Annotated in this window: 14 protein-coding genes; 6 read left to right on the top strand and 8 right to left on the bottom strand. The window is 76.4% G+C overall.

Annotation, left to right across the window (positions count from 1 at the left end):
- On the top strand, positions 1–511 hold a 511-nt coding region (locus tag PYV61_RS12945), incomplete at its 5' end, for a hypothetical protein (RefSeq protein WP_275832139.1).
- A gap of 71 nt (positions 512–582) precedes the next feature.
- Here PYV61_RS12945 and PYV61_RS12940 read toward each other — a convergent pair.
- The 4 genes from PYV61_RS12940 to PYV61_RS12925 all read right to left on the bottom strand — a co-directional run bounded on the left by PYV61_RS12940 (position 583) and on the right by PYV61_RS12925 (position 4011).
- Positions 583–855 carry a hypothetical protein gene (locus tag PYV61_RS12940; protein WP_275832137.1) on the bottom strand — a complete coding sequence of 91 codons (273 nt, stop codon included), beginning with the start codon at positions 853–855 and terminating at the stop codon, positions 583–585.
- Positions 856–922: 67 nt separating this feature from the next.
- Positions 923–2044, bottom strand: a complete 1122-nt coding sequence (locus PYV61_RS12935) for a winged helix DNA-binding domain-containing protein (protein WP_275832135.1) — start codon at positions 2042–2044, stop codon at positions 923–925.
- Positions 2045–2099: 55 nt separating this feature from the next.
- Complete coding sequence (locus PYV61_RS12930; RefSeq protein ID WP_275832133.1) at positions 2100–2570, bottom strand: hypothetical protein; 471 nt, start codon at positions 2568–2570, stop codon at positions 2100–2102.
- 43 nt (positions 2571–2613) lie between these two features.
- The gene (locus PYV61_RS12925) at positions 2614–4011 is read right to left on the bottom strand and encodes a hypothetical protein (RefSeq protein ID WP_275832131.1); all 1398 of its coding nucleotides are present in this window, start codon (positions 4009–4011) and stop codon (positions 2614–2616) included.
- A gap of 153 nt (positions 4012–4164) precedes the next feature.
- On the opposite strand from PYV61_RS12925, the gene PYV61_RS12920 reads away from it, so the two are divergent.
- Together PYV61_RS12920 and PYV61_RS12915 are read left to right on the top strand one after the other, a co-directional pair.
- Positions 4165–6312, top strand: a complete 2148-nt coding sequence (locus PYV61_RS12920) for an ATP-binding protein (protein ID WP_275832129.1) — start codon at positions 4165–4167, stop codon at positions 6310–6312.
- 17 nt (positions 6313–6329) lie between these two features.
- On the top strand, positions 6330–6920 hold the full coding sequence (locus tag PYV61_RS12915) for a DNA-3-methyladenine glycosylase I (protein WP_275832127.1): 591 nt from the start codon (positions 6330–6332) through the stop codon (positions 6918–6920).
- A gap of 174 nt (positions 6921–7094) precedes the next feature.
- Here PYV61_RS12915 and PYV61_RS12910 read toward each other — a convergent pair whose 3' ends face one another.
- From PYV61_RS12910 to PYV61_RS12895, 4 genes are all read right to left on the bottom strand, one after another.
- Entirely contained in the window at positions 7095–7937 is an 843-nt protein-coding gene (locus tag PYV61_RS12910) for an endonuclease/exonuclease/phosphatase family protein (RefSeq protein WP_275832125.1), read from the bottom strand.
- Positions 7938–8035: 98 nt separating this feature from the next.
- Complete coding sequence (locus tag PYV61_RS12905) at positions 8036–8545, bottom strand: hypothetical protein (RefSeq protein ID WP_275832123.1); 510 nt, start codon at positions 8543–8545, stop codon at positions 8036–8038.
- A gap of 73 nt (positions 8546–8618) precedes the next feature.
- A complete protein-coding gene (locus PYV61_RS12900; RefSeq protein ID WP_275832121.1) occupies positions 8619–8918 on the bottom strand; it encodes a hypothetical protein in 300 nt (99 codons plus the stop codon).
- Positions 8919–8960: 42 nt separating this feature from the next.
- Complete coding sequence (locus tag PYV61_RS12895; protein ID WP_275832119.1) at positions 8961–9320, bottom strand: glyoxalase superfamily protein; 360 nt, start codon at positions 9318–9320, stop codon at positions 8961–8963.
- 138 nt (positions 9321–9458) lie between these two features.
- Between PYV61_RS12895 and PYV61_RS12890 the strand changes: the two genes are divergently transcribed.
- The 3 genes from PYV61_RS12890 to PYV61_RS12880 all read left to right on the top strand — a co-directional run bounded on the left by PYV61_RS12890 (position 9459) and on the right by PYV61_RS12880 (position 11122).
- Positions 9459–9635, top strand: coding sequence for a hypothetical protein (locus PYV61_RS12890; protein ID WP_275832117.1), 177 nt, complete (start codon positions 9459–9461; stop codon positions 9633–9635).
- 228 nt (positions 9636–9863) lie between these two features.
- Complete coding sequence (locus PYV61_RS12885; protein WP_275832115.1) at positions 9864–10616, top strand: PIG-L family deacetylase; 753 nt, start codon at positions 9864–9866, stop codon at positions 10614–10616.
- The gene (locus tag PYV61_RS12880; RefSeq protein ID WP_275832113.1) at positions 10613–11122 is read left to right on the top strand and encodes a TspO/MBR family protein; all 510 of its coding nucleotides are present in this window, start codon (positions 10613–10615) and stop codon (positions 11120–11122) included. Before PYV61_RS12885 ends, PYV61_RS12880 begins: the two co-directional genes overlap by 4 nt.
- Positions 11123–11243: the final 121 nt, after the last annotated feature.

Raw genomic sequence — 11243 nt, 5'->3', positions numbered from 1 at the left:
GTGCGCCGGCGACGAGGGCGCGGCGGCCGCGCAGCCCCCCGCGCCGCCCGCGGCGCGTCCGGCCGACGTGGCGTCGGTGGACGCGATCCTCGCCGCGCTCTACGACGTGATCTCGGGGCCCGCGGGGCAGAAGCGCGACTGGGACCGCATGCGCTCGCTGTTCGCGCCCGGGGCGCGCCTGATCCCGACCGGGCGCGCGCCCGACGGGACGTTCCGCCTGCGCACCTGGACGGTCGACGAGTACGTCACCAACGCCGGCGCGGGGCTCGAGGCCAACGGCTTCTTCGAGAAGGAGATCGCGCGGCGCACGGAGCGGTACGGCAACGTCGTGCACGCGTTCAGCTCGTACGAGAGCCGGCGCGCGGCGGGCGACGCGCAGCCGTTCGCCCGCGGGATCAACAGCATCCAGCTGTGGAACGACGGGAAGCGCTGGTGGGTGGTGTCGGTGTTCTGGGAGGGGGAGCGGCCGGACAACCCGATCCCGCCACAGTACCTCCCGGCCCCGCGCTGACGGGCCGAGCGCTCCGAGCCAACCGCGAACGGGGGCGGCTCGGTGGCGTTCGCCCGGGCGCCGGCGGCGGGCTACTGCTGGCCGGGAGGCGTGCCGGAGTTGCCGTTCCCGTTGCCGTTGTTCCCGTTGCCGTTCCCGCCGGCGCCGTTGCCGTTGTTCCCGTTGCCGTTGTTCCCGTTCCCGCCGTTGCTCGACGCCACCGCCGCGCCGGCCGTGCTCAGGGTGGTCGAGGAACTCGACCCGAGCAGCCGGGCGGCGCCGATCACCACCACGGCGACGCACGCCACCAGCAGGGCGTACTCGACCAGGGTCGCGCCGTCGTCGGCGCGGGGATCGCGGAACATGGCAGATCGGTAAGGGGAGCCCCCAAGATTGGCCGTGTACGCCACCGCGCAAGGTCCGTGACGAAAATCACATGACAAACTCGACCGTCCACCCCCGGGCGGCGGGCTCCACGAACCGGACGAGCGCCTCACCCTCCGCCTCCAGCTCCCCCCGCACCCGCCGGGAGAGCGCCGCGAACGGCCGTACGGCGAGGGCGGCGGTCCCGCGCTTCACCGCGACCCCCCAGGTGCCGGCCACCCGCCCGTCGACGAGGAAGGTCGCCGCCACCATCAGGTTCTTCGAGAACACCAGCGGCCGGTGCGCCTCGTCGATCACGCGCGACCGGTCGTCGTGGGCCAGCACCAGCTGGTCGAACTCGGGGAGGTAGCGCACGGGCGCCGCCGCGTCGCCGCCAGGGCGCGGGGCGTCGGGGAGGTCGAACAGCTCGCGCCCGCGCTCGTCGCGGAAGGTCGCCAGCTCGTCGCGGAGCGCGGCGAAGGTCGCCCGCAGCCCCTTCAGCCCCGACCACGTCTGCGCGTCGGCCACCGACGCCGGGCCGTAGGCGGCGAGGTAGCGGCGGACGAGCGGCGCCGGGTCGGGGTCGGCCGCCGTCGGGTCGCCGAGCGACGGGTCGCGCAGCCAGTCCTCGGCCGGGCCGAACGGCGCCTTGGCGTCCCACCCCCACGCGGCCCCCTCGGCGGGGAGCTGCACCAGCGGGAGGTGCATGCGGACCGTGTAGCCCATCGCCCGCACGTCGGCGCCGGGGAAGCGCGCGGCCAGCCGCTCGCGCAGCGCGTCGAACGGCATCGCCCCCTCGGCGCGCAGCAGGCCGAGCGCCGCCGCGCGCGCCGCCGCCGGGTCGGGGCCGTCCGACCGCCCGCCGACGATCGAGGCGCCGGCGGCGGCGAGCATCCCGGCCAGCGGGCCGCGCCACGCGCGGTAGTCGTCGGCCGTCAGCAGGTGCAGCGTGCCGCGCATCGCCGTCGCGCGGACGACGGCGCGGTCGTGCGCCGCGCGCGGCAGCGCGTCGCGCGCGAGGCCGTCGATCCGCGTCCACAGCCCGACGAAGGGCGGGCGGGCGAGCTGCGCCTGCATCCCCGCCAGGTCGTGCACCACGCGCGCGACGGGCGCGGCGGTGCGGGCGAGCAGGTGCTGCCGCGCGAGGGTGGCGCGGCTCAGGTCGAGGCGGGAGAGCGTCGGGGCGGGCATGCGGGAATGCTGTCCCGGCGCACGCCCCCGCCGTCAGCCCCCCGCCGGTCCGCCGTCAGCGCCCCGGGCGCGGGCGGCGCATCGTCACGCGCAGCGGGTCGGGGACGCCGCCCACGACCACGTCGAGGATGCCGCCGCTCAGCAGCCGCGCGTCGACCGTGAGCGCGGGCTCGCCCGTCCCGGCGCGCGCCGGGAAGGTCAGGCGCAGGCAGCCGCCGTCGAGCGTCCCGGTGCCGCCGGCGCGCATCACGCCCGAGAAGGCGAGGTCGCCCTGCAGGCGCGTCCCGTCCTGCACGATGCGCAGCGTCGGCGGGCGGTCGCCCTCCGTCCACCAGTCGCCGCCGACGGGGGCGGGGACGGCCGACAACTCCATCGGCGCGAGGCAGTCGCCGCGCACCGCGGCCACCACCGGGTCGCCCGGGTCGGCCGGGACGCCGTCGTCGCAGGCGAGCACCAGCCCGCCGACGAGGGCGAGCGCGGGGACGAGCAGGGGATGGCGCATGAGCGTGAGGGCGAGGGTCCTCACGGGAGTACCCACCGCACCGTGGGCCGCGTCACCGCGCGCCGTGTCAACGGACGGTCAGCCGCGCGACGCGCGCCGCCGGCCCGGGGGACGCGCCGTACGCCAGCCACACGTCGCGCGTGCGCGCGTCGACGGCCAGGTGCCGCACCAGCGCGCCGCGGCTCGGCAGCGGGTACACGCGCCACCGGCTGGCGGCGGGCGTCCAGCGCAGCACCGCGTCGGCGGCCGACGTGCCGACCCACACGTCGCCGCTCGCGCGGTCGACGCGCGCGACGTACGGCACGGCGTCGGGGATCGGGAGCGGGAGGCGGGTGAAGCGGTTGGACGCCGGCTCGTAGCGCAGCAGCGCGTTGCCCGCGTACAGCGGCACCCAGAGCGCGCCGCGCGCGTCGACGTCGAAGCGGCGCGGGCCGCCGTGCGCCTCGGGGATCGGCACCGCCCACGTGCGCCCGTCGCGCGGGTCGTGCGCGACCAGCCGGTTCCCCGACAGCTCCGATGTCCACACCACGCCGTCGGGGGCGACGCGGATCTCGTACGGGATCGGCCCGCCGGGCACCTCGGCGAGCGTCGGGTGCGGCGTCACCGCCACCGTGTCGACGCGCCCCGCGCCCGCGGCGAGCGACACGCGCCCGATCAGCTCGGGCGACCGCGTGAAGTGCCCGTTGAACCACCCCTCGCCGTCGCGGCCGAGGGCGACGCTGTGCGGGTACATGCCGGTGGCGAAGGTGCGCCAGGCGGCGGCGCCCGACGCCCGCGGGTCGTGCACGGCCACCTGCCGCGGCCCGCCGAGCGCGACCCACCAGCGGCCGGCGGCGTCGACCTCCACCGCGCGCGGGTTGGCGCGGGGCACCGGGACGGGGACCGTGTCCATCGTCCCCGTGCGCGGGTCGAGCACGTACATGCGCCCGGTCATCATGCCGGTGATCACGACGCGCCCCGCGCCGTCGACGGCGACGTCGTGCGGCAGCTCCCACGCCGGCTGCAGCGGGTACTCGGTGACGCGCCACGCCGACGCCGCCGGGACCAGCGCGCGCCACGCCTCGCTGCCGTCGCCCGCGACGGGGGGGCGCGCCGGGAGGTGGCGCGCCAGCCAGCGCGCGGTGGACGCGGCCTCGCGCCCGTCGTGGATCACGGGGAAGCCGCCGCGCGCGCCGCCGTAGCGGAGCATGCGCTGCACGGCCGCGTCCCAGTCGGCGGAGTCGCGCGCGGCGCCGGCCGGGTAGGCGGTGCGCACGCTCAGCTGGTGGCAGCCGGTGCAGTCGAGCAGGAACTTCCGCTTCTCGTCGCCCTCGGGGAGCGCGGCGAGGAGGCGCGCGCTGGTCGGCTGGTCGGGCGTCATCGGCCAGACCGGCGGCCCCTCCTGCGTGCGCGCGGCGACGCCGGCCGCCGCGACGGCCGCCGCGAGCCCCGCGCCCCTGACCGCGCGCCCGACCGTGTTCCGCACCGTGCCTCTCCGTGAGATGGACGGCGACGATGCGCGCCGGCCGGCGCCGGCGCCAGCGCGACGACGCGGGGCGCGCCGGCGCGGCGGCGGTGCGTCCGGGACGAGGGCGGGGCGGCGGCGCGCCGCGGCGCATTTCTTGGAATGGGGACCGGCATGGTCCCCGACGCCTCCGCCGCCCGCCACGACGCCCCGCCCCGCGACCGCCGCGCCGCCGAGCGCCGGGCGCGCGACCGGAGCGTGCTGGCGGTGGTCGAGGGGATGTCGGACGCGTTCCTCGCGCTCGACCGCGACTGGCGCGTCACGTACGCGAACCGCGAGGCGGCGCGGCTGAACGGGACGACGCCCGAGGCGCTGGTGGGGCGCGACCACTGGGCGCAGTGGCCGGAGACGCGCGGCACGGAGGTGGAGCGGCAGTACCGCCGCGCGCACGCCGAGCGCGTGCCGGTGGCGTTCGAGCACCACTACGCGGACGCCGACGTCTGGCACGAGGTGCGCGCGTACCCCGCGGAGTCGGGCGGGCTGGCGGTGTTCTACCGCGACGTGACGGCGCGCAAGCGGCTGGAGGCGGAGCGCGCGCGGCAGGCGCGCGAGCTGGCCGACGCGCACGACAAGGCGATGGCCGCCGAGACGCAGTTCCGCCTCCTGGTGGACCGCGTGCGCGACTACGCGGTGTTCCTCGCCGACCCGGACGGGATCATCACGCACTGGGGGCGCGGGGCCGAGCGCATCAAGCGGTGGACCGCCGAGGAGATCGTGGGGCGGCACCTGCGCGTGCTCTACCCGCCGGGGGGCGACGCCGAGGACGGGTCGGCGGAGGACCACCTGCGCCACGCCGCCGCGCACGGCGAGTACATCGGCGAGGGGACGCGCATGCGGAAGGACGGCACGTTCTTCCCGGCGCGCGTGGTGCTGACGGCGCTGCACGAGGGCGGGCGGCTCAAGGGGTTCTCGAAGATCACGCAGGACCTCACGGGGGAGCGCGAGCACGCGCGGACGCTGGAGCGCGCGACGGCGACGGCGGAGGCGGCGAGCACGGCGAAGTCGCAGTTCCTCGCCAACACGAGCCACGAGATCCGCACGCCGCTGAACGCGATCATCGGCTACGCGGAGCTGCTCGACATCGGGCTGGCCGGCCCGCTCACCGAGACGCAGCGGCAGTACCTCGGCCGCATCCGCGGGACGAGCCGGCACCTGCTGGCGCTGGTGAACGACGTGCTCGACCTGTCGAAGATCGAGGCCGGGGAGATGCGGACGGCGCGCGAGCCGGCGCTGGTGCGCGACGCGGCGGCGGCGGCGCTGCAGCTGGTGGAGCCGCAGGCGCGGGCGCGCGACATCGTGCTGGTGAACGGGTGCACGCCGCAGGCGACGGCGGCGTACCGCGGCGACCCGGCGCGGGTGCGGCAGGTGCTCGCCAACCTGCTGTCCAACGCGGTACGCTTCACGGAGGCGGGCGGTCGCGTGACGCTGACGTGCGGCGCGGCCGACGCGGCGCCGCCGGAGGCGTGCGTGGCGCGCGACGCGCGCGCGGAGCCGTGGACGTTCGTGCGCGTCGAGGACACGGGGGTCGGGATCGCGGCCGAGCAGCTCGACCGCATCTGGGACGCGTTCGTGCAGGCCGACGCGGCGCGCACGCGCACGATCGGCGGGTCGGGGCTCGGGCTGACGATCAGCCGCCACCTGGCGCGGCTGATGGGGGGCGACGTCACGGTGCGCAGCCGCCCGGGGCACGGCTCGTCGTTCGTGCTCTGGCTGCCGGCCGCCGACCCGTCGGAGGTGGCGGACGCGCCGGCGGACGCGCGCGCCGACGAGGCGCCGGACGACGCGCCGCGCGCGCCGGACGCGGAGGGGGACGGGCTGCGCCGCGTCGGCGAGGGGCTGCTGGCGGAGGCGGAGCGCGTGCTGGCCGCGTTCCTGGCGCGCCTCCGCGTCGACGAAGGGACGCCGAGCGCGCGCGCGCTGGGCGACGCGCAGCTGCAGGACCACACGGTGACGTTCGTCGCCGACGTCGCGCAGAGCCTGCTGACCGTCGGCGCCGACGGGCCGCTGACCGCGGAGATGCTGCGCGACGGCTCGGAGATCCAGCGGCTCATCGCCGAGCGGCACGGCGTGCAGCGCGCGCAGCTCGGCTGGCCGGAGGCGGAGCTGCGGCGCGAGTGGGCGCTGCTCGGCGAGGCGCTGGCGGACGCGGTGCGCCCGCTCCCCGCGGCGCCGGCGGACGTGGCGCAGGCGCTGGCGCTGATCGAGCGGCTGGTGGCGGCGGCGGTGGAGGCGTCGCTGCGCGGCTACCGTCGCGACGGCTGACGCGGCAGCTTGCGGGGATGGACGCCGCCCCAGCCCCCGCCGAGGACCGCCCGCGCTGCCCCTGGGCGCGCAAGCCGCTCGACGTCGCGTACCACGACGCGGAGTGGGGCGTGCCGGTGCGCGACGACCGCGTGCTGTTCGAGTTCCTGATCCTCGAGGCCGCGCAGGCGGGGCTGAGCTGGAGCACGGTGCTCGCGAAGCGCGGGAACTACCGCCGGCTGTTCGCGGGGTTCGACCCGGAGGCGGTGGCGCGGTTCGACGACGCCGACGTGGCGCGGCTGCTGCTCGACCCGGGGATCGTGCGCCACCGGCAGAAGGTCGCGGGCGCGGTGTCGGGGGCGCGGGCGTTCCTCGCGGTGCAGGCGGAGCGCGGGTCGTTCGCCGACTTCCTGTGGGATTTCGTCGACGGGCGGCCGGTGGTGAACGCGTGGGACGCGCCGTCGCAGGTGCCGACGCGGACGCCGCTGTCGGACGCGGTGTCGAAGGAGTTGAAGCGGCGCGGGTTCGTCTTCGTGGGGACGACGATCTGCTACGCGTACCTGCAGGCCGTCGGCGTGGTGAACGACCACCTGGTGTCGTGCTTCCGGCACGCGGAGCTGGCGGGGTAGTCGGACGACGCGGCGGGCAGCGGGCGGCGGGTTGAACGTCCGACGATCGCCCAAGGGCGCGGGCGGTGTGCCCGGGGTCGGTGTCGAGCGCGCACGTTCCAACCGCCGTCGAGTCGAGACTCGGATAGCCCCACGCGCAGCGTTGGATCTGCCGACGCGTCGTAGGCAACGACTTCAGCCGGCGCACGTTGGCCAGCCGAAGTCCACCTCGACCGGCGAGTGATCGCTGAGTCCGCGTTCTCGCAGCTCGTGCAGGTAGACGCAACGCTGGGGAACGAGCGTCGGCGAGGCGAACACATGGTCGAAGCGCCGGCCGCGGACGGTGTCGCCTCGCCGGAGCAGCCAGCTCGCCTCCTGCACCGCGTACCCGTGCAGCTGTCGGAAGACGTCGGGCAGCGCCCACGTGGCCAGATCGGTCATGATGCGCCGCTCGCCGGCGTCCCAGGCCGCTCCCGGCCCGCCTCGAACCATCCGCGCCACCCGCCAGCCCGCGCTGCCGCGGCGCTTCGCCCACGTCACGACCTCGCCGGTCGGCAGCTCCTCCTGCGGGGCGTTGAAGTCGCCGCAGAGGATGCGCGGGATCGCCGACTCGCGCGCGAGGCCGTCGAACAGGCCGACCAGCTGGTCGATCTTCACCCAGCCGTTGCTGGAGCCGGGCGGCACGTGCGTGTTGTGCACCTCCACTTCGCCGCTCGGAGTGCGCACCCGGACGGTCAGCACGCGCTCGGGCCACGGGAGGACGAAGCGGCCGGGAGCCTCGGGCGCGACCTCGCAACGGCTGGCGGTCAGCTGACCGTACCGACGCGGACCGATCGCCTCGAACGATGGCGGCGCGAGCGTGAACGAATCCACCGCATGTGGTAGACCCGCCCGTGCGAGCGCCCGGCGCAGTTCGGCAACGGTCCCGGGTGTGACCTCCTGCAAGGCCACGACGTCCGGCGCTCGCGCGGCCAGCGCCGCGACCTGCGCTTCGAGGTCTCGCCGACGCCCGTTGAGGTTCCACGAGATCACGCGCATGCAACCATCGCTCACCCCCGTTCGGCGTCGCACGCGGCGCGTCTACGAATACTCCGATCAGCGAACCGCCGAGCGAACGCGGCGCGCCGGGGGACCCGCTACGTGATCCAGAAGAGAACGGTGCGCCGGACCTTCCAGCGCCCGCTGGTCTCGCGCGCGAGCCAGGCGAGGCTCGCGCTCGAACACCGCGGGCCGCAGCTCGCCTCGTAGTACACGAGCGCGTGCTGGCCGTCCGCGCTGCGCGCGACCGGCGAGAGTGCGACGATCCGATCGCCCGCCCTCGGGAGCCGGCGGTCGTCAACCGTCGTGGCGTCGCGCGGCCGGCGGGCGGCGTGCTCCGAGAACAGCCGCATGGGCCGGCGGAGCGCGAGCGGCCGCATGGCGCGCCGCGTGGCACTGACCTCGGCGAGCTTCGCCAGGAGTCCGGCCGGGAGCGCGTCCAGCGCGGCCCTGAACGACGGAACCGTCGAGGGTCCCGTCGGCGGCTCGAAGCGCAGCGTGCTGTCGGCGACGTAGACCGTGTCGGAGGACGACGCGCCGGCGTCGATCAGCGCGTCGTAGACCTCCGCATCCAGTTCCGCGGGTCCCGCGGGGTCGGATCCCAGCACGGCGCGACAGGCGAGCGCCGCCGGAAGCACGCACGCCGCGAGCAGTCTCGGGACCGTCGGCCGGCGCACGGCGTCACGCCTTCTTCCGCTTCCGCGCCGGCCACGTGTTCAGGTTGATCGCCACGCCGTCGGCGACCGCGCGGTCGTACAGCGCGAGCAGCTCGTCGTTGCCGACGTACTGCGCGCGCTCGACCGGGAAGTGGTCCTCGACGTCGCGCGGCTCCCACTCCGCGTCGGCCAGCACGGCGCGCGCCTCCCGCTCGGCGACCACGGCGTCGTCGGTGGCGACCCAGCACGCCGCGAAGGCGCCGCCGAACTCGTCGCGGCGGGGGTGCGCGGGGCGCGGGACGGCCTCGATGATGATGAAGTACATGCCCCCAACCTAAGGCGGCGCGGGCGCCGGCGGCGCGATGACTCAGCCGGGGTCCGGGAAGAAGAGCTCGTTGCCGTCGGGGTCGTCGACGGCCACCGTGTCGTAGCCCCACCACGTCGCCCGCGCCGGCACGCCGCGGGCGGCCAGCTCGCGGCGGAGCTCGGCGAGCCCGTCGGCGGTGAGCTCGACGAACAGGCGCCCGCGGTCGCGGCGCGCGGCGTCCTCGCAGAGGATGATCTCGCACTCGCCGCGGTCGACCTGGCAGACGGTGCCGGCGCCGTCGTCCGAGTGCCAGCGCTTCTCGAAGCCGAGCGACTCGACGTAGAAGCGGGCGGCGCGGTGCACGTCCGCCACGAACAGGACGGGGCGCGCGTACCAGCGGTGGGCGGGGCGGTCGCTCACGGGTCGCTCCTCGGCGCGCCCCCGGCCTCGGGGCCGGGGCTCGCGGCGTGCACGGTGGCGGACGGGGGGGCCTCGCGGAGAGGGTACCGCGTCCCGCCCCGCCGCGCCTCCCCTCACCGTCCCCGACGTCCCCGCTCCGTGCTCGCCCGCGCCCTCGTCCACCTGCTCCTGACCGGCACCCCGGTGATCCGCCGCCCGCGCCCGCCGGTGGCGCGGGTCGCCCGCGCGGTGCAGCTGCCGCCGCCGGCGGACAACCTGCGGCGGCTGCACGGGACCGTCTGGATCGCGACGACGCGCGACATCCCGGGGCCGTGAGCGGCGTCGGCGCGCGCGGCCGGCGCGCGCCCTGGACACGGTGCGCATGTTCCTGCGGGCGCGGGGGGCGCGGCGCGGCGGGCCGACGTCGGTGTTCACGCGACCGAACGCGCGCGACGCGGCGATGACCGCCATGCGAGGTGCCGGCGAGATGCCGCAGGTGTGGTGGGCCCCGAGGTGCGATGCGATGTGAGCCGTCCTGAAGACTCTCCATTCCCTGGCCCCGCCTTGCTCGTATCCATCCTCGCGCACCCCGACGACGAGAGCTTCATGCTCGCGTCCACCGCCGCCCGCCTCGCGGACGCCGGCACCACGGTCGGGTTGATCTGCGCCACCCGCGGCCAGGCCGGCTCCGCCGGCGACCCCCCGCTCGTCTCACGCGACGCGCTCCCCGCGGTGCGCGAGCGCGAGCTGCGCGACGCCTGCGCCATCCTCGGCATCGAGCTGCTCGCGCTGCTCGACCACCAGGACAAGCACCTGCACGAGGCCGACCCCGACGCGATGCGCGAGGTGTTGGTCGCGCACATCAGACGGCAGCGACCAACGGTCGTCCTCTCCTTCGACCCGAAGGGCGTCTCCGGCCACGCCGACCACCAGGCCATCGGCCGCTTCGCCCACGACGCCGTCGTCGCCGCCGCCGACGCCCGCTACGCCCCGCACCTCGGCGCGCCGCACGCGGTGCGCCGCATGGTCTGGCCCGCGCCCCTGCTCCCCGGCGACGCCGCCACGCGCGACGAGTTCGCCGCCCACTGGGGCGTCGACTACCTCATCGACGGACGCGCGTACCGCGACCGCAAGGTCGCAGCGCTCCGCACCCACCGCACGCAGCACCGCAGCGTCGACCGCGAGTGGTTCGGCGAGGCGCACGCCCGCACCGGCGGCACGATCCTCGACTGGGAGGCGTTCCGACACGCCTGGGGCGAGCCGCCCCCGACCATCCCCGCCGACGACCTGTTCGCGGGACTCGACGACCCCGCATGACCGGCACCCGTCTCACCCTCGACGACGTCGGCGGCAGCGCCACCGGCTCCCTCGCCCTCGTCCTCTGCACGGTCGCCGCGGCCGCACTCGGCGGCGTCGCGTCGGCGCGCGCGGGGGAGTTCTACCTCTCGCTGCAGCGCCCCGCCTGGGCGCCCCCCGCGTGGGTGTTCGGCCCCGTGTGGACCGCGCTGTACATCCTCATGGCGGCCGCCGCGGTGCTCGTCTGGCGCGCCCGCGTGCGGCGCGGCACCCGGCGCGCGCTCGTGCTCTACGTCGCGCAGCTCGCGCTCAACGCGCTCTGGACCTGGCTCTTCTTCGCCTGGCGGAACGGCGCGCTGGCGTTCGCCGAGGTGCTGGTGCTGCTCGCCCTCGTCGTCGCGACGGCGGTCGCGTTCCGCCGCGTGCGCCGCACCGCCGCGCTCCTGCTCCTCCCGTACATCGGCTGGGTCGCCTTCGCGAGCGCGCTCACCTGGGCGGTCTGGCGCGCGAACCCGGGGAAGCTGTAGGCCGCCGGCCGTCGTGCTGGTGGGCTCTGAAAGCGCAGGGGAATCGGATCGGAAAGATCAGATCTGGGCGATTATCAAAGATCTGGTAGCAGATTGGAGGCTCCATCCGCGCGGAGGGAGC

It is taken from the genome of Roseisolibacter sp. H3M3-2, from assembly GCF_029211165.1.
GTDB lineage: Bacteria > Gemmatimonadota > Gemmatimonadetes > Gemmatimonadales > Gemmatimonadaceae > Roseisolibacter.
Note: the sequence above shows the minus strand (reverse complement) of the source record. Positions and strands in the feature narration are given on the sequence as shown.